General features: G+C 69.0%; 14 protein-coding genes. 8 read left to right on the top strand and 6 right to left on the bottom strand.

Annotated features, from left to right (window positions below; all coding sequences use genetic code 11):
* Positions 1–223: 223 nt before the first annotated feature.
* The 5 genes from WG209_RS20150 to WG209_RS20130 all read left to right on the top strand — a co-directional run bounded on the left by WG209_RS20150 (position 224) and on the right by WG209_RS20130 (position 6644).
* Positions 224–1702 (top strand): hypothetical protein, encoded by a 1479-nt coding sequence (locus WG209_RS20150; RefSeq protein ID WP_337176887.1) that lies wholly within the window; start codon positions 224–226, stop codon positions 1700–1702.
* A 119-nt stretch (positions 1703–1821) separates the two neighbouring features.
* Positions 1822–2082 carry a hypothetical protein gene (locus WG209_RS20145; protein WP_337176886.1) on the top strand — a complete coding sequence of 87 codons (261 nt, stop codon included), beginning with the start codon at positions 1822–1824 and terminating at the stop codon, positions 2080–2082.
* 489 nt (positions 2083–2571) lie between these two features.
* Positions 2572–3114 (top strand): helix-turn-helix domain-containing protein, encoded by a 543-nt coding sequence (locus WG209_RS20140; RefSeq protein WP_337176885.1) that lies wholly within the window; start codon positions 2572–2574, stop codon positions 3112–3114.
* Positions 3115–3256: 142 nt separating this feature from the next.
* Positions 3257–3706 carry a hypothetical protein gene (locus tag WG209_RS20135; protein WP_337176884.1) on the top strand — a complete coding sequence of 150 codons (450 nt, stop codon included), beginning with the start codon at positions 3257–3259 and terminating at the stop codon, positions 3704–3706.
* Between the two features lie 100 nt (positions 3707–3806).
* On the top strand, positions 3807–6644 hold the full coding sequence (locus WG209_RS20130; protein WP_337176883.1) for a hypothetical protein: 2838 nt from the start codon (positions 3807–3809) through the stop codon (positions 6642–6644).
* Here the strand turns inward: WG209_RS20130 and WG209_RS20125 are convergent.
* Both WG209_RS20125 and WG209_RS20120 read right to left on the bottom strand, forming a co-directional pair.
* On the bottom strand, positions 6619–7767 hold the full coding sequence (locus WG209_RS20125) for an acyl-CoA dehydrogenase family protein (RefSeq protein ID WP_337176882.1): 1149 nt from the start codon (positions 7765–7767) through the stop codon (positions 6619–6621). The genes WG209_RS20130 and WG209_RS20125 overlap by 26 nt on opposite strands.
* A 46-nt stretch (positions 7768–7813) precedes the next feature.
* Complete coding sequence (locus WG209_RS20120; RefSeq protein ID WP_337176881.1) at positions 7814–8599, bottom strand: molecular chaperone TorD family protein; 786 nt, start codon at positions 8597–8599, stop codon at positions 7814–7816.
* 267 nt (positions 8600–8866) lie between these two features.
* Between WG209_RS20120 and WG209_RS20115 the strand changes: the two genes are divergently transcribed.
* On the top strand, positions 8867–10132 hold the full coding sequence (locus WG209_RS20115) for a SufS family cysteine desulfurase (protein WP_337176880.1): 1266 nt from the start codon (positions 8867–8869) through the stop codon (positions 10130–10132).
* 29 nt (positions 10133–10161) lie between these two features.
* A complete protein-coding gene (locus WG209_RS20110; protein WP_337176879.1) occupies positions 10162–10542 on the top strand; it encodes an SUF system NifU family Fe-S cluster assembly protein in 381 nt (126 codons plus the stop codon).
* Between the two features lie 31 nt (positions 10543–10573).
* Here WG209_RS20110 and WG209_RS20105 read toward each other — a convergent pair whose 3' ends face one another.
* Together WG209_RS20105 and WG209_RS20100 are read right to left on the bottom strand one after the other, a co-directional pair.
* Positions 10574–11929 (bottom strand): hypothetical protein, encoded by a 1356-nt coding sequence (locus WG209_RS20105; protein ID WP_337176878.1) that lies wholly within the window; start codon positions 11927–11929, stop codon positions 10574–10576.
* A 205-nt stretch (positions 11930–12134) separates the two neighbouring features.
* Positions 12135–13298 (bottom strand): pyridoxal phosphate-dependent aminotransferase, encoded by a 1164-nt coding sequence (locus tag WG209_RS20100; protein ID WP_337176877.1) that lies wholly within the window; start codon positions 13296–13298, stop codon positions 12135–12137.
* A gap of 563 nt (positions 13299–13861) precedes the next feature.
* Between WG209_RS20100 and WG209_RS20095 the strand changes: the two genes are divergently transcribed.
* Positions 13862–15142: a beta-ketoacyl-[acyl-carrier-protein] synthase family protein gene (locus WG209_RS20095; RefSeq protein ID WP_337176876.1), complete on the top strand. Its 1281-nt coding sequence runs from the start codon at positions 13862–13864 to the stop codon at positions 15140–15142.
* 113 nt (positions 15143–15255) lie between these two features.
* Here WG209_RS20095 and WG209_RS20090 read toward each other — a convergent pair whose 3' ends face one another.
* Both WG209_RS20090 and WG209_RS20085 read right to left on the bottom strand, forming a co-directional pair.
* The gene (locus WG209_RS20090; protein ID WP_337176875.1) at positions 15256–16665 is read right to left on the bottom strand and encodes a CARDB domain-containing protein; all 1410 of its coding nucleotides are present in this window, start codon (positions 16663–16665) and stop codon (positions 15256–15258) included.
* A gap of 40 nt (positions 16666–16705) precedes the next feature.
* Complete coding sequence (locus WG209_RS20085; RefSeq protein ID WP_337176874.1) at positions 16706–17392, bottom strand: hypothetical protein; 687 nt, start codon at positions 17390–17392, stop codon at positions 16706–16708.
* Between the last annotated feature and the right edge of the window lie 463 nt (positions 17393–17855).

The raw sequence follows: 17855 nt of genomic DNA, 5'->3' as shown, positions 1-17855 counted from the left end.
AAAGGACGAAGGCGCGATGTCGCTATTTGAAAGACTGCTGCAAGCCGTCCGCACCTGGCGCCGCCGCGGGGGTCGCGGTCGGTCGGTCCGGACCGCCGGCGTCATGATGGAACAGCTTGATCATCGGCAAATGCTCACTGTGGCCTTCACGGGAAACGTCGCAATCGATTTTCCCGCTACAAAAGTTCCAGGCGTCGTGGTCCTACCCGACAACCCGAGCGTCATGCATCCCACCATGCCTGCGTCGTTGCAGCCGCTGGTGGGCGTGTCGGGGTTCGACATCGACGAACTCCGCGTGACGTACACCCCGGACAACGGCGGGACGCTCTCCGTCGGCATCAACCAGCCCACGAACCCGTTCGACCCGCTCGGCCGGGACGTGATCGCGAGCGACGCCGACAATAACGGAAATTGGGGAACCGTCAACCCTCTTATCAGCAATACCAGCGTATCCCCTCCCACCGGACTCTTCCCGGCGTTCCAGGACCCGGCTGACTTCGGCGGAAGCGAGTACATGGGGGTTTACGTCGACTTTATCGGCGCGAATACCGGGCAGATCGTCGCCGGGTTCTCCCAGGCCGTGCCGTCGGGCCAGGCACCCAAGACCTTCCAGGTCGCGGAGGCGATCCAGGCCGCTCCCAACGTCATCCCGACCTTCGGGACCCAGCTCCCGCAGTTCCAGGGCAACATCTATACCCAGAACGACCCCAACCACCCCAACATGGAGCTGTCGATCATCAACTTCGACACGCTCTACGAGTCGATCACCGGCTCGCCCCTGACGGCGAACTCCGTGATCAAGGTGGGGGCGTTCGGCGGCTCGGGCGTCGACCTGCCGATCACCGAGGCCCTGTTCCCCCTGCAGCCGGTGCTGATCGGCGCGGCCACTCCCCAGCCGGAGGTCTGCCCGCCGATCTCGCCGCCGATCCACATCAACCCGCACGAGCACCGCATCATCGACACGGCCCACGACGGCCTGGTGCGGGTCTACGTCCAGGGGACCTCGGGCTTCGACCCGTCGACCATCGACCCGGCCACGGTCGACCTGAACGGCGCCAAGCCGGTCGCCACCAAGCCCTACCAGTTCCCGCGCAACCCGTACGGGGCCCAGGTCTTCGTCTTCAAGGCCAGCGACATCCAGGCCGAGCCGGGCCTCCAGACGCTGACCTTCACGGGGGCCACGTACGACGGGCAGACCATCATCACCCAGAATCAGGTGGTGAACGTCCCGAACTCGGCGCAGGTCGGCGGCCGGCTGAAGTTCCTGATGAACCGCGGCAACGAGTCGCAGTACAACTCGCTGCGGCGCCTGGCCTCCTCGAACCCCGAGGCCATCCTCGACTGGAGCATCTTCGACCGCCAGGCCGCCGCCCCGATGGCCGCCCCGGTGGCCCTCGCCGTCCCGGCCCAGGCCGGCGGCGCGCTCGGGACCGCCACCCCGGCAAGCGTCTCGATCCCCGGGGCGCCTCTCGCGGCGTCTTCCGGGCTGAAGGTCGACTACTCGTCGGCCACGAGGCTCGGCACGCCGACGCCGATCGTCGCGCCCCGCGCGGTCGTCAGCGTGCCGTCGGAGCAGGGGGGCCCCAGGCTCTCCGGGCGGCTGGGCCGCGGCCTGGAGGATTATCTTGACGGCGTCGCGGCCGACCGCGCCAACTCGGCCGCGGCCGCCGACCAGGACGAGGTGATGAGCGGCGCCCACTGAGCCCCATGAAGCCGACTCGCCGGGTCGAGCCCGCTCGTGGCCGACCCGGCGGCCTCGACTCGCCCGACGCTATAATGATCCCATCGACCCCGACGATGGTTGAACGAGGCTGGACCTCCATGAGCGATCACACACCGTACCAGAAGAAGATCATCGACCGGTACTACCGGAACTTCGACGCCATCGCGTTCCAGCGACTGTCCGAGTTGGCCTCCGACCTCTACCTTGCCGAAGGCAAACAGAAGGACCGGCTCTGGAAGCGAGTCGAGGACGCGTTGCGCAAGGTGGAGTTCCCCGAGTCGCGAATCGTCCACCTGATGGAGAGGCGAGATCCGCAGCTATTGGTCGGGATCCTCAAGGAACTCGACGGCAAATCGTGAACGACGCGAGCGGGAAATTTTGGCGATGTCAAGGTAAGGTAGTTCGCCTTCGCGGCTTTCGTCGCCTATAATCTTATGAGAGCTGGCGGGCGTCCGCCCCTCTCTTCCCGTCGTGCTTGACATTACATAGCTCGTGCTACCGTGCAATGACGCGGATCGTTCGCGAACGGTGGTCGTGGGCGCGGATGGGTCGCAATCGCGATCCCTCATGCCGCTTCCGCTCCGTTTGGGGCGTCGTCGCCACGGGGCACGTTCACGTCGGCTCATTGAGAGGTCGGTCGATCGAACCAGAAGCCCTCTTACTTGGCGTGACCGCCGGATTATCTTGACAGGCGCTGCTTCGTTTTGTACAAGAAGTTCTCGCGGGTTCACCTGCGTTGAACTAGATCGGAGCGACGCCGTACGTCCCTCGATCCGCGATCGAATCGGCGACACGCGAGCGGCCCGGGTTCTTCCAAGACGATAATCCATGCGTCGGAGGCGACGACGATGACTTTGGCTCAACGCGTGCGTGATTTTCGATACGCCAAGGGATGGGGCCCGGACGAGCTGGCCAACAGGGCCGAGATCTCGCGGACGGCGCTTTATCAGATCGAGAGCGGCAAGACGGGCCTGCCGAGGGCCGGGACGCTGCGTCGGATCGCCGTGGCGCTGGACGTCTCGATGGATGCCCTGCTCGGCGAGGAGAACGAGTCCCAGGCGGCCGCGCAGGTCGATCGCCGTCCGGCGGCCGGCTTCGCCTCGCGGAGCGTGGACCGATGGCTCCCCGGAGAGGGGGGCCCGCTGACGCTGCCGCCGGCCGTGCAGGGGCCGACGGGGACTCGTCACGTCGAGGACCACCGCGATCACGTTCGCCCGGCGGCGGATCCGGGCCGCGCCTCGTCGCTGCCGTCGCACGAGAGCGTGCTGCATCGCGAGGGGGAGCTGATGTCCAAGCTCCACGACCTGCTGCATTCGCCGGTCGGCTCCGCGGTCGCCCGCGTGCTCGACGAGCTGCACGGGCTGATGCCGCGATCGCGCCATTCGCTCTGACCGGACCCTCGAATCCGGCAATGGCCGCGAATTCGGGAGGCCGGCGCGGGATTGTCATGTAGATTTCCTCAAGCCGTCGCATCGAACGGCCGACGGGGCCCGGATCAGGGGGCCCCGTCCCGTACGACTTGAGGATGCCACCATGAGATTCGCCACGCTCCGATCGCCCCTCCGCCGCGCTCTACTCTCGACGGCCGCCGTCCTCGCGTGCGCGGCCGCCCCGTGCCTGGCCCAGGATTACGTCGATCCCCGGCCGACGCTCGGGACCTTCGAGCCGACCCCCTACATTATGGTGGGGGGATCGGCCCCGGTGGCCGGGGGTTACTCCCCGTTGGGCCTCTACGGCGACACCACCATGTCGCTCAACGGCCCGGTCTCGGCGTTCCGCTCGGTGGCGGCCCCGGTCGTGACTTACAGCCGCGGGTATGACGGCGTCCTCCGCCCGGTCACGGGAACGACCACCACCACCCCCAACATGCCGCGTCTGTCCCCCTTCGCCTACCCGACGCGACGGAACAACTACTACGCACCCCGGACCAGCCCGCCCATGTCGCAGTACACCAGCGCGGTGAACTGGCTCGACCTGAACTGAGGCGGTCCCCCAACTCGACCCGGTCCCCGCCGCGGTGGTACACTCGGGGACCGGGCCGGATCGCGCCGCGCCCGGCTCAACGAGGGTCGGGGGCCGGTCGATGTCCGAGGGTCGCGCAGCGTCGTCTTCCAGGTCGCGGCCTCCCCGGCCGGCCGGGTCGGTGGGCCCCGAGGCGGCCTCCGGGGGCCTGCGGCTGTTCGACGCCGTCCTGGTCGCCTTTTTCCTGGCCCTGGTGTTCCTGCTGGGGGTCTTCCAGCTCCGGGACACGGCCGATTTCTACTGGCACCTGCGGACCGGCGACCTGATCCGGAAGTCCGGCGAGATCCCCCGCGTCGACTTCTACACATACACGCGCGAAGGTCAGCCGTGGATCGACCTCCACTGGCTGTTCCAGGTCGGCATGAGCTGGATCCACGAGCGCGGCGGCGTCCCGGCGCTGACGTTCGCCAAGTGCGCGATTACGTGCGCCGCGATGCTCCTGCTCATTACCGCTCGCAAGCGGACCTGGCCCGTCTGGGCCATGGTCCTGGCGTGGCTGCCGGCGCTGCTGGTCCTCTCCGGCCGCATGTATATCCGGCCGGAGACGATGACGCTGTTCTATCTCGCGTGCTTCCTGGCGGTCCTGATCCGCTGGGATCGGAGGCCGCGGCTCGCGTGGTTCTTACCCTTCGCGCAGATGGCGTGGGTGAACTCGCACGGCCTGTTCATCCTCGGGCCGATCGTGCTGGCCTTCGCGCTGATCGACGCCGCGCTGCGTCGCGGGGCGTTCTCGATGGTGAGGCGGCGGTGGTGGACGACGGTGGTCCCCGCCTCGGCGGCGACGGCCGCGGCGTGCCTGGTCAACCCTTACGGGATTCGGGGGGCGCTCTATCCGCTGGAACTGGCATCGACGATGGGGAGCCCGAAGTTCAGCGCCACGATCGCGGAACTGAAGCCCATCCCGGACTTCATCGCCGAGAGCGGCTGGGGGGTCGTCCCGCTCCAGATCCAGTTCGCGGCGCTGGCGCTGGGGGCGCTCAGCTTCATCGTCCCGATCCTCTCCGCGGCGGCCTCGCGAATTCGCGGGAGCACGCCCGAGCCGATCGATGAGCCGCCGGCGAAGCGAAGCAAGAAGGGCAAGGAGCCGAAGGGAACCAGGCCGACGCGCGCCAGGAAGCCGACGGCCCCGGCCGACGCGCCGGACGACGGCTGGCGGATCAGCGTCTTCCGACTCCTGCTGTTCGCGGCGTTCTCGCTCCTGAGCTTCCAGGCCACGCGCAACAGCCACCAGTTCGCGGCGGTGGTCGGCGCGGTGACGGCGTGGAACTTCGCCGAGTGGGCCGGGACTCGCCGGAAGCGGCCCGTCCCGGACGGCGGCGACGCCGGGCATGTCGCCGGGGTCCGCCCTCGCGTCGTCGCGCTACTGGCGTTGATCCTGCTGACGTTCGCGGTCGGGAGCGGGGGCTTCTACGCCTGGGCCGGCGAGGGCCGACGCCTCGGCTGGGGCGAGGAAGCCCTCATGTTCCCCCACGCCGCCGTGAAGATGTCCGGCCTGCCGGGATCGCCCGACCGCTGCGTGACCTTCCACAACGGCCACGCCGCCCTGTACATCCATGAATACAGCCCCGAGGCGCCCGGCGAGCCGGGCAAGACGGTCTTCACCGACCCTCGGCTCGAAGTGACCGGCGTCGAGTTGTACAGCCGCTACCTGGAACTCAAGAATCGGCTGAGCAGCGGCGACCCCGCGGGGATGGCCGACCTGGAGTCCCAGGGGCGGCCCACGGTCATCGCCGACCACGAGCACAACAGCGAGGTCGGCGCGGGGGTGCTGGCGAACTCGCGCTGGCGGTGCGTCTGGTTCGACCCCATCGCCTCGGTGTTCGTCCACGATTCGTATCGCGAGTTCGTCGACGAGCATGAGGTCGACTTCGGTGCCCGTCACTTCCGGCCCTCGGCCGAATCCGAGCCGCGGGGGACGGCCGAGCTGATCGCGGCCTCCAAGGCGACGAGGAACTACGCCAACTTCCTGGGGGCGGCGGGGCGGGGCGACCTCGCGCGCCCCTTCGGCTGGCTGGCGCTCGACTACGCCCGGCGGGTCGTCTCGACCGATCCGGGCTCGCTGGAGGGGTGGAAGTCGATCGGTTACACGGAGATGATCCGCGACTCCACCGGCCCCGCCGCGCGCTGTCGCGCCCCGTTCGACCCGATCTTCGACCTCTCCCCGGCGCGGGCGACCTACGCCCTGAAACGCGCGGCGGCGATCAACCCGCGCGACTTCCTCACGCTCGCGCTGCTCCAGCAGTCCTATCAGAATCGCGACATGGTGGAGGCGTTGCGGCCCGTGCTCGCTCGGGTGGCGGGGCTGTCGCCGATCAACTCCCGCCAGCGCGGGGTGATCGAGGCGGCCGTCCCCATGATCGATCAGATCGACCGCCGCCTGGCCCAGCCCCCGCCGACCTCGTGGAAGAACCTCGACGAGTTGGACCGGGCCGTCGACCGCGAGCTGGAACTCGGGCGCGTCGAGACGGCCGTCCGGCTGCTCGAATCGGCCTACCCGCCGGGCAAGGCCGACTGGAACATCGTCGCGCGACTCTCCACCCTGCTGCTCCACCTGGGGGAGCCCGAGCGGGCGCGGCAACATCTCCAGGCGGCCGTCGACGTCCCCCGCCCGGCTCTCCGCGACGCAAGGCTCGCCGTCTGCTCGTTGGTCGAAGGCCGTCTCGACGACGCGCGGCGGCAATACCTCAAGGCGATCGAGGCCGAGCCGGGCCTGTTCGAGGCCCGCTACGGCCTCGCCGTCCTGGAGCAGGACGACGCGAAGGCCGACCCGGCGCTGGAGCAGGCGATGGCCGCGATGGAATGCGCGTCGGACGAGGCCGGCCGCGGCGCGGCGAGGGCGCTCGCGGCGGCCGTCCGCGGGTACGCCTCGCCGGTCAGATCCGGAGATGCTGGGCGATGATGTTGCGCTGGATGTCGTTGGTGCCGGAGAACAGCACGCCGCCGGTGCTGTCGCGGACGTCGCGCTCCAGCCCCTCTTCCTCGGTGTAGCCCTGCGCGCCGAAGATCCGCACGGCGTCGAGGCTGTTCTGGGCGAAGCACTCGGAGACGTGGAGCTTCGCCATCGAGGCCGCGATGGTCGCGTCCTTGCCCTGCTTCTTGAGCCAGGCGTAGCGATGGACCATGTAGCGGCTGGTCTCGACCCGCGTCAGCATGTCCACGATCCGGTTCGACACCGATTGGAACTTGCCGATCGACTGGCCGAACTGCTTCCGCTTGCGCGCCCGCTCGATGCAGCGCTCCACCTGGCGCTGCATCGTCCCGACGACGCTGGCGAGGATCGCGCCTCGCTCCCATTCGAGCGCCTGGTTGAAGATGCGCGAGCCCCGGCCCTCGCGGCCCAGGAGGGCCTCGGCGGGGAGTTCGACGTTCTCGAAGACCAGCTCGCCCATGGGGGCGGTGCGCATGCCGAGCTTCTGGATGTCGCGGACGACCTGGAAGCCGGGGGTTCCGGCTTCGACGAGGAACGCGGTGATCCCCAGGACCCCCTTGGTCGGGTCGGTGGTGGCGAAGAAGAGGAAGACGTCGGCGACGGGGCCGCCGGTGATCCAGATCTTGCGCCCGTTGACGATCCACTTGTCCCCCTTGCGCTCGGCGCGGGTCTTCATGCTGAAGATGTCCGAGCCGGCCTCGGGCTCGCTGGCGCCGTTGGCGCCGAAGGAGCGGCCGTCGCAGAGGGGGGGGAGATAGCGTTGCTTCTGGGCCTCGTCGCCGAAGACGAGGATCGGCATCGTGATCGTCCAGAGCGAGGCGTTCAGCGAGAAGAGGAGCCCGGTGTCCGGGCAGGCGTAGCCCAGGCCCTCCATCGCGGCGACGGCCGTGGCGATCTCCTCCCCCTGGCCGCCGTACTCCTTGGGGACGGGCAGGCCGGCGGCGCCGAACTTCGCGCACCGCTCGTAGCCCTCGCGCCAGAACTCGGCGCGGCGGTCGCGGCCGAGCGAGTCGGGGTCGACCAGGTGCTCGCGCGCGAAGGCGACGGCGGCGTCGTGCCACTTGCGCTGATCGGCCGAGTATTCGAAGTCCATCGCAACGACCTCCTTGCCTTCCTTCGACTCCCCGGGACGGCGCCGCCTAGGCGAGGGCGGCTCGGGGCCGGGACGTCGGCCTCCCGCGAGCCGGGGGCGCCGTCTCGGCGAAGCGCGGCTCGGCCTCCAGATACCGCCGTTCCAGGTTGATCCAGGCGGCCAGGAACCGCCCAAGCTCCTCAAGGCAGCCCCCGCCCTCGAATTCCCGCAACGCCGCGGCGAGGTCGGGGAGCCAGCCGGCCAGATGATGGCCGAAGAAATGGAGTTGGGCAAGGTCACAACCGCGCAGGACCGCCGCCGACGCGCCCCCGAGGCAGACCAGCCGCCTCTGGATCCGCGACCTCGCGATCAGCCATGCCATGAAACCCAGCTCCCGAGAGGCGTGGTCGTCCCGCGTGGGCATCCATTCGCGATCGGGGCACCCGGCCGCCTCGTACTCCCTCCGAAGTTCCAGGAGCGCCTTCTCCGGCCGCCGCTTCCGCCACGCCCCCTTGTGGTCCATCTCCAGGGGAGAATGCGAGACCCGCCTCGACTTGACGAAGAACCGGTCGTAATCCACCTTGAGCGAGGCCATCGGCCGGCACAACCCAACCATTAGCGAGCGGAGGTCCAGGTCCGCGTCGGTGGCGGCGTCGCCCGGCTCGGCTCCCCAGGCGGCCGACGCCCGGCGGATCGCGTCCACGGTCGCCACGTCCTCGCGCTGGGCCCTGGGATCGGTCGCGCGGCCCCACATCCCGGCGTCGGGGTGCGACAGCACCGACGCCAGGAATCCATAGATCCGCTCCCGACCGGCGTCCATCGCGTCCGCGTCGAACCGACATTCCTCGCACATCGGATCAGGCTCCATCGCCCGGGGCCGCGCCGACAGGAAGGGGATGTCGTCGGTGGATCGCGGTCCCTCGGTGCCGGACTTCGTCGCCGGCCGTTGAATCTAGCTTATACTGTCAACACAGAAATGAAAGAAGATTCCGACGTAACCGACCGGCCGTGGATCCACCCTTCGACCCCGGTGGTCCGAGCGGCGAAGAGCGCGGCGTGGGGTGATCGCGGGTATAATGAGGAATTGGACCGGGGGATGAAGGTTGGGAGGCGCGATCGGATGGCGGACGCGGCGGCGGTGCGGGGGCCGGGGCTGGACGTGGCGAAGGCGAGGGGGAATTTCCCTCCGCTGGCCGAGGAGGCGCGCCCGGGGGTCCCGTTGCGCTACTTCGATTCCGCGGCGACGGCCCTGAAGCCGTCGACGGTGATCGAGTCCGTCCGCGAGTGCATGGCCGAGTACCCGGCGAACGTCCATCGCGGGCTGCACGTGCTGAGCGAGCGCGCCACCGAGGCGTTCGAGGGGGCCAGGGCCCGCATCGCCCTTTTCCTCGGCGTCGACGACCCGGCCCAGGTCATCTTCACGCGGGGGACGACCGAGGCGATCAACCTGGTGGCGCGGTCGTGGGGCAAGATGGCCCTCCGGCCCGGCGACGCGATCGTCGTCAGCGAGCTGGAGCACCATGCCAACCTCGTCCCCTGGCAGATGATCGCGGCCGAGACCGGCGCGGTCCTGCGTTACGTCGCCCTCAACGACGACCTGGAATACGACCTGGACTCCTTCGACCGACTGTTCGACGACGGCCGGGTCCGGATGGTCGCCACGACGGGGATGTCGAACGTCTCCGGGGTCCGGCCGCCGATCGAGGAGATCGTCCGCCGCGCCCGGGACCGGGGGGCCCGCGTGCTGATCGACGCGGCGCAGAGCCTGGCGCACGAGCGGCTGGACGTGGCGAGGATGGGGGTCGACTTCGCGGCCTTCTCCGGGCACAAGGTGTTCGGCCCGACGGGGGTCGGCGTCCTCTACGGGAAACGCGAACTCCTGGAGGCGATGGAGCCGGTGCTCGGCGGCGGGAACATGGTCCTCCGCGTCGAGCGCGACCGCGCCGTCTGGAACGAGCTGCCCGACAAGTTCGAGGCCGGCACGCCCCCCATCGCGGAGGTGATCGGCCTGGGGGCGGCGATCGAGTACATCGAGTCGCTGGACGCCGACGCCGTCGCCCGGCACGAGCGAACGCTGATCGACCACGCTCACGCGAGGCTGAGGGAGGTCGAGGGGTTCCGCCTGCTGGGGCCCTGGGGCACGGCGGGGAAGGGGCCCATCGTCGGCTTCACGATGGACGGGACGCACCCCCACGACCTGTCGCACCTGCTGGACCGTTACGGCATCGCGATCCGGGCGGGGCACCACTGCGCCATGCCGCTGCACGCGAGGCTGGGCATTCCGGCCTCCGCGCGGGCGAGCTTCGCCCTGTACAATACGACGGAAGAGATCGATCTGCTGGCCGAGGCGCTGGGCTCGATCAAGACGATGCTTCGGCGGCGTTGAACGCCCCGCCGTCGCCATGGAGCCGCTGAATGGACGACCCGCTGTACCGGGAAGAGATCCTGGACCATTACTATTCGTCGCCGTACCGAGGGCGGCTCGATCGGCCCGACCACGCCTGCGACCTGGACAACCCCTTCTGCGGCGATCAGATCCACGTCGAGCTGACCGTGGAAGGAGACCGCATCCAGGAGGTTCGGTTCGACGGCAAGGGGTGCGTCATCAGCCAGGCCGCCACCTCGCTGGTCGCGGAGCGGCTCGAAGGGGCGACCGTCCAGGAAGCCCTCCAGCTCGGCCCCGCGGACGTCGTCAAGCTGCTCGGGATGCCGCTGACCCCCACCCGCATGAAGTGCGGGCTGCTGGGCTGGAAGGCCATCCAGAAGGCGCTGACCCCCACGGACGTCGCCGTCTGAGCGGGTCGAGATCGCCCGGCTTCGGCCGAGATCAGAACTCGGCGGCCGGGCGGTGGATGAGGGGCTCGGCCGCGGCCTGCTGGAAAGGCGATCGCGGCGGCCGGGCGGCGGCGGGACCGATCACCTCCTGGTCGACCGGGAGCAGGAACGAGTCGGCGGCGGCGGGCGCGACGGAGCGCCGGCCGCCGCGTCGCGGTGCCGGAGCGGGGGCCGAGCGTCTGACGCGCGGGGCCTCGTCGTCCTCGTCGGCCGATTGGAGGCGGGCGCCACGGATCTCGACCGGGGGCCCGAGCCGCACACCGGCCCCTTCTCCGCGATCCGAGGAGGCGCCCCGACGCGACGGGGGCGGCACGGGCTCCGGCGGGGGCATGCTCTCGCGGACCGTGGTATCCCCCGCGCCGTGCTCGCCGCGAGGGGCGTCGCGGCCCAGCTCGGCCAGGTCGATCGACTCATAGCCGGTGACCCTGGGCGGGGCGAACTCGGCGAGGGCCTCCTGGGAGAACTCGGCGTTGATCTTCGGGCCGAAGTACCGGTTGGACACGCGGCTGGTCATGGCGATGTCCAGGGTCAATTTCTCGTCGACCCAGTGCAGCCGAAACTGGTCGGGGATGTGGCCGGCGGCCTCGGTCTTCGTCGCGTCGGGATCGGTCCCGGGCTCGGCGTCGGCGTCGGCCTTGAGGGTCACGTCGTAGTACTTCTGGATCGTGGCCTCGCCCAGCAAGGTCTTGCCGTCGCGGTCGTACGCGCGGAAGCCGACGAGGCGGTTGGCCTTCTCGTCGACGATCATCTCGCGGACGTAGGCCGCGGCCGGGTCGCGCGAGGGGGGCAGCTTCACCACGCTGAGGCCGGGGCGGTCGCCCGGGGTAATCCGCGCCGAGGCCGCCTCCTCGCGGGTGATCGGCTTCAGGCCCATCGCGGTGACGATCCAGTCCGGCTGATAGGTCGCCTTGAGGTTGCTCTGGGCGAGGTCGTCGTAGGCGCATCGGTAGATGCCCTTGTCCGCGTTCTCCTTCACCCAGAACCAGAATTCGTGCTCGTTCGAGCCGATGTCCGCGACGTTGCCGGTCGTCACCGGGCGCTGGACCAGCAGCTTGAAGTCGTGGGGCTGGGAGACCAGGAGCCGGCCGTCGAGGCCGCCCCCCACCGGCTTGCCGCCTTCGGGCGAGGCCATCGAGACGGTGATGGAGGGCTTGGCGTTGATCGTCTGGATCAGCCGGGCGTTGCGGTTGTGCTCGCGCACGAACTCGTCGAGCTGGAACGACGACGCCTGGATGTCCGGGGCGGCCGGCGGCCGGTTCGTCCTCGGCGACCCGGCCGCGCGGCAGCCGGCGAGGCCGGCCACGGCCGCGAGCGCGATCAGCATCCGAAACGCGGCCTGGGCCTTCATGGGGTCCGACTTTCCTCGACTGGCCCGGTCGATCGCTCGGCCGGGGGGATTGACGGATGGGCGCGGACGATCGGGAAGAGATGCACTCGCGAGGGGGCCGCACCTTAGCTCAGGTCGCCGGCCCGCACAAGAGAGATCGGCCGGGGCGCGGGCTCCGAGCGGATCCCACACCCCTCCGATTCTCTTTCATCGGCGCCGGGGCCGCTCAACTTGCGAGGAATTTCTCCAGGGCGTCGAATCCCTTCTCCAGGGTCGCCAGGTCGGTCGCGAACGACATGCGGGCGAAGCCCTCGGCCCCGAACGCCGAGCCCATCACCAGGGCCACGTTGGCCTGGCTCAACGCCGTGAGGCAGAACGAGGTGGAGTCGTCCACCTGCTTGCCCCCGAGCACGCGGCCGAAGTGGGAGGCGACGTTCATGAACGCGTAGAACGCGCCGCCGGGGGGGAGGCAGGTGACGCCCGGCAGCTTCTCGATCCGCTCCAGGACATAGGCCCGTCGCCTGGTGAACTGCGCCTTCATCTCCTTGACGGAGTCCTGCGGGCCGGTGATGGCCTCGATGGCCGCGTACTGGCTGACGGAGCAGGGGTTGCTGGTCTCCTGGCTCTGGAGGTCGCCGATGAACTTGGAGACCGCCGGCGGGGCGACGGTCCAGCCGATCCGCCAGCCGGTCATCGCGTAGGTCTTGCTGACGCCGGAGACGGTGATCGTCCGGGCCGGCAGGTCGGGATGGAGGCCGGCGAAGCAGGTCGGCTTCGCGTCGCCGTAGGTGAGCTGTTCGTAGATCTCGTCGGAGAGGACGCCGACGTCGGTCTTGAGGACCTCCTCGGCCAGCGCGGCCAACTCCGAGCGCTCGTAGACCACGCCGGTCGGGTTGGACGGGCTGTTGATCATCAGCAGCTTGGTCCGGGGGGTGACCGCCGCCCGGAACTGCTCGACGGTCATCTTGAAGCCGGCCGATTCCGGCGTCGGCACCAGGACAGGGGTCGCGCCGGTGAGCTTCACCAGGTCGGAGTAGCTGACCCAGTAAGGGGAGGGGATGACGACTTCGTCCCCCGGCCCGCAGACGGCCATCAGCGCGTTGTGGATGGCGTGCTTGGCGCCGTTGGAGACGACCACCTGCGCCGCGTCGGTCTTCACGCCGTGGTGATCGGTGTAGACCGCGGCGACGGCCTCGCGCAGCTCCGGGATGCCGGCGGGGGGCGTGTAGTGGGTCTTGCCCTCCCGCATGGCGCGGATGGCGGCTTCCTGGATGTTGGCCGGGGTGTCGAAATCGGGCTCGCCCAGGGCGAAGTCCAGGACCGCGACCCCGCGAGCCTTCAGCTTCCGCGCCTCGGTACCCATCGCGATGGTGGCCGAGGGCTCGATCAAGCCCGCGCGCTCCGCCAGAGATAGTGGCATTCTCGGACCTTTCGCTTTCTTCGATAGGGATCGCTGGCGCGACCTCGGCCGCGCGAACCGCGTATCCCGTGCGACGTCGACCCGACCGGCGGGTCGACGCCCCTCCCCGCTCATCTTGCCCCGGCCGGCGGGCCGATACGCTCAATCGACTATGCCGTCCGGCCGGCTTCCGAGCAAGCTCACCAGGCCGGACCCAGACCCGACGGCGGACCCTGGCGATCGTCGTACCTTTGCCGGCGACCATTGCCAAGTTTCCCCAACTCCCCTATTCTTTGGCAGGCGTTTGCAACCCCTTGAAGGTCGTGATAAATTGACATGGCAGGGCAAGGCGTGACGCCTGGCGGCCCGTCGCACCGACCGGCAGGGGTGTGGCGGGGCCGGGGGGATCGCCGCGGTTTTCGACCGGCGGCGGGGCCGCCGGGTCGACGCGACGGGCTGGAGGCCCCGTCGTGGACGTGTGGAGAGGGAGCTAGGAGGTCGTTTCGGGAATCCCACGCCGCGAGAACGTCGGGCACCAGGTGAGGGTGGGAAACATGCACCGCGTGGTGATCACAGGAATTGGCATCGTCGCGCCCAACGGCGTCGGGTCTCGGGAGTTCGCCGAGGCGATCGCCGAGGGTCGGTCGGGCGTCGGCTACATCGAGAGCTTCGACACGACCGGCCTGCCGATCAAGATCGCCGGCGAGGTCAAGGGCTTCGACGTCACGCCGTACCTGGGCCAGCACAAGAAGAACGGCAAGCTGATGAGCCGCGCCATGCGGTTCGCCGTGGGCGCGGCGGCGATGGCCGTGGAGGATTCCGGGGTCGAGGCGGGGAAGCTCGACCCGTCCCGCTTCGGCGTCTGCATGGGCACCGGGATCACGCCGGTCGACGTCGACGAGTTGGTCGGCCCGATGCGCGCCGGCCTGGGCGATGACGGCCGCTTCGACATGGCCCGCTTCGCGGCCTCGCGGTCGGAGTCGATCTTCCCGCTCTGGTTGTTGCAGCACCTGCCGAACATGGCGGCGGCCCACATCTCGATCCTGCACCACGCGATGGGCCCGAACAACACGATCGTCACCGCGTGCGCCGCCGGCACCCAGGCGGTGGGCGAGGCCTTCCGCCTGATCGCCCGTGGCGACGCCGACGTGATGCTCGCCGGCGGCTGCGACAGCCGCCTCGACCCGCAGCTCCTGGTGGCCTACTCCGCGATGAAGGCCGTCAGCGCGTCCGTCCGGCCCCCCAAGGAGGTCTCGCGCCCCTTCGACGCCGACCGCGACGGCTTCGTGATGGGGGAGGGCGCCGCGGTCCTCTTCCTGGAGAGCTACCGCCGCGCCAAGCGCCGCGGGGCGCGGATCTACGCCGAGGTCACCGGCTACGGCTCGTCGTTCGATGCCTTCGGCATCACCCGCCCCGAGCCCGAGGGGAAGGGGGCGTCGCTGTCCATGACCTCCGCGCTCCGCGAGGCCAAGCTCGACCCCGCCGAGGTCGACTACATCAACGCCCACGGGACCAGCACCCGACTGAACGACCTGATGGAGACCGTGGCCGTCAAGCGGGTCTTCGGCCATCGCGCGCCGTCGATCCCGATGAGCAGCCAGAAGTCGATGATCGGCCACCTCATCGGCGCCTCGGGCGCGGTCGAGGCCGCCGCCACCGCGATGGCGTTGGAGCGGGGCGTCGTCCCGCCGACCATCAACCTCGCCACCCCCGACCCCGACTGCGACCTGGACTACGTCCCCAACACGGCCCGCGAGCTCCCCCTCCGCGCCGCGATGTCCAACAGCTTCGGCTTCGGCGGCCAGAACGCCAGCCTCGTCCTCGAACGGGTCTGAATCGGGGCGGGACCGCCTTCGACGTAGAGGGCCGACGCGACGAGGGTGTCGGAGCCGAGTAGAGCTCGGGACGCCGCGCCCCCCGGTCCGGGGGACGCGGGTCCTGAAGGCCCTCAGAAGATTTCCAGATGGTACCGACGCACGTAGTTGAGCCACCTCAAATCGAATGGATTGCTCGTGGCGTAGAGTGGGCTCGGCTCGCCGAACGGGTTAGCCAGATTGGCCGGGTTATAGCCAGGCTCCCCCCCCTGGATATAGATCTCGAAATAGCCTGCGGGCCGGGGCTGGATCCCGGCCTGCATGCGGAACGCGCCGGCCGGGCGAGCCGAGCCGTCGAACCGCGAGAAGGCGGAAGGCACGGGCCGCGACCAGCCGGCGTCGAGGAGCCCTGGCGGGGTGAAGCCGTTGGCGATCAGGTACGCCTCGGCGTCGGCGCGCGTCGGGAAACGTCGCCTCGCGCCGCTCGTGGGATCCATAACGTACCCGTCCCCCGCCCGCGCGTCGTAGAGCTGGGCTTCGCGCTTGTTCAGGTCGCCGAATGACAGCGTGGGCTCGCGGTCCCAGTTGTTGGTCTCGTCCGACTCGGTCACGGCGTTCGCTGCGTCGACCGCCAGGCCGACCCAGACCTCACCGAAGTAGGCCGTCGGCAGGTTCAACGGGAGGGTCACCAGGTCGTGGATCTGGTAACTCTGGCCGACGGCCAGGCTTGGCACGTTCGCGACGATCTTAATCAGCCGATCCGTGGCCGGGTTGATGGTGCTGTCGGTCGATATATAAAAGCCGACCGAGAAGGGCCCGGCGTCGGCCTGGCCCTCGTTCCTCACCACGCCGGAGACCGTGATGGCGGTGTTGATAGGGATGATCTCGTTCTCTAGGGTGGTGCCGCTGGAGGTCGGGAACGAATAGTTGAAGTCGTCGACCGTGAGGTCGGCCAGCCGCACCGTGACCGAGCCCCAGGACGGATAGGCCGAGTCCGCCGTGGGAGACGTCGTCGTGTCGAGGACGACGTTCAGGTAATACTCCCGCTTGACGTTGAATCTCACGGTGATCGTCCTGGTCCCGTTCGTCTGCTCGAGCGCGCCGTCCGTGTACGAATCGCCGCCCCATACGAACGGGAACTGCAGAGGATCGTTCAGGATGGATAGCTGGGGATACGGGACGCCCGTGACGCTCACGGAGAAGGAGTCCCAGAAGCCTCCGCCGTCGCTATCGTTGTTGTAAGCGTCCCAGGTGCTCAGGTCGTAATCGAACGTGATCTGATAGTCCCGGCCGGGCGATAACTTGGCGGAAGCGCCATGGAAGCCCGACTGCTGAATGTCGCTGGCGTCGCCCGGGGTGCCCATCGTGATGGTGTCGCCCGATACGCTCGCATCGCCATACGCGACCCAGGCCAGGCTCGGCACCACCCGCTGCTCCAGCGGGTCGAAGTCGCCGCATCGGAATCGGATGCCGGCGCGGGCGCGGCGACGATCGCGGGATCGCGTGGTCGGCCGGCGCGGCGGGAGCGGAAAATTGAAGAACATCGCGGTGATCCTCTCGGGTGCAATGGGGCTCGGGTAAGTGCTAGGCTCCGGGGGGCTCGCGGCGACGGCGATGGCCGGACGACGCGGCCACCAGCGCCCCCGTGGCCGCGGCCGCGGCGAGCAGCATGAGCGAGTTGGGCTCCGGGACCACCTCGGCCGGCGCGAACCGGAGTTGGGCGATTCCGAAGTCCTGGGAGCCGCTGATCCGCACGCTCGTGAAGGCGGGTGTCAAGGCGGTGGTCGCGGCCGCGAACAGCAGCGCCCCGGCATCGCCGCCCACGTCGCGCGAGACTTGATAGACCTCGTCGGCACCGTTGAAGAACGTGGCCGTGAATGTGAACGGCCCGAACTGATTCGGCTGCAGCTCGAACCCGAAGACGCTGAGCGGATCGGCGAAAGTGAGCGTTACCTGCGTCAGCCCGTCGCTGTAGAGGACCCGCGGCGTGTCCGTCTCGGTGATCGGGGGGCCCGCCCACGTCGCCCATCCATCGGGCACGTCCAGGATCATCAAGGGGATGGAAAAAGTCACGCCCGCGTCGGGAAGGGACGTGATCAGGTCAAACTGATCCCCGGGGATCGCGAGGAGCCTGGTCCCCGAAGTATAACCCTGCCCGTTGGGGAGGTTGGCGCGGGGGTCGCTGATCGTGAAAAAATCCGCGTCGACCGTCGAGGCCGGACCGAGGACGATCAGCGAGGCAACGGCTAGGGAGATGAACTTTCGTCTCACATCGAACTCCTTCCGAGTGTCGGGCTAGGTCATGCGACGCGGGGCGTGCCACTGCGGTTCGATCGGCGAACATAGAGGACGACGGCATCCGCGACGTACCAGGCAGGATATCAGTCGTGGACTCAAACGCATCGGAAAAATAATGCGACGAGTTCAAATTGTCAATATTTACAACGATTTAATGGGATCGAATCGGATCCCTCACGGGCGGAACCCGGGGTTGACCCGGCCTGGGACAATGACGGGGCGGTCTCCCGCCTCGACTGATCCGCAGGTCGCGATTGGCGCGAAACGGGCGGGGCGGGCGGCACGATCGCCGGTGGCCTAGGCTCTGTCTGATGGGCTGACTCATGCCGTCAGCAGTCGCAAGTATCGCTGCACCATGGCCCATTGCACCGTGGCCAGGTAATTGACGGCCAGCTTGTCGAAGCGTGTCGCCACCGCCCGGCACTCCTTCAACCAG

Source organism: Paludisphaera sp., from assembly GCF_037189885.1.
GTDB lineage: Bacteria > Planctomycetota > Planctomycetia > Isosphaerales > Isosphaeraceae > Paludisphaera.
Note: the sequence above shows the minus strand (reverse complement) of the source record. Positions and strands in the feature narration are given on the sequence as shown.